The organism is Chryseobacterium sp. SIMBA_029 (genome assembly GCF_046535275.1).
Taxonomy (GTDB): Bacteria; Bacteroidota; Bacteroidia; order Flavobacteriales; family Weeksellaceae; genus Chryseobacterium.
This window is the reverse complement of sequence record NZ_JAWRXA010000899.1, coordinates 1-233: the sequence shown is the minus strand read 5'-3', so window position 1 is coordinate 233 and position 233 is coordinate 1. Positions and strand designations below refer to the sequence as shown.

1 protein-coding gene is annotated in these 233 nt (G+C 62.7%); it reads left to right on the top strand.

Going from position 1 to position 233, the window contains the following annotated elements:
• Positions 1–233, top strand: a 233-nt coding sequence (locus SB679_RS26440; RefSeq protein WP_410705413.1) for an OsmC family protein, incomplete at both ends; no start/stop codon positions are given.

Below are 233 nucleotides of genomic sequence, written 5' to 3'. Positions count from 1 at the left end.
GGGGGTCTGACAGCGAAGACCGAAACAGGTCCGCTGCTGCAGGCAGGCGTACCGGACGACTCACGACGCGGAAAGTACACTCTGCACAGTGACGAGCCCATCTCGCTGCTAGGCACAGACACTGCCGTGAGCCCGGCTGAGTACATTCTCAAAGGGCTCGCGGGCTGCTACGTCGTTACCCTGGCCTCACTCGCCGCAGCTCGCAACATCACGCTCGAACAGATCCGGCTCAC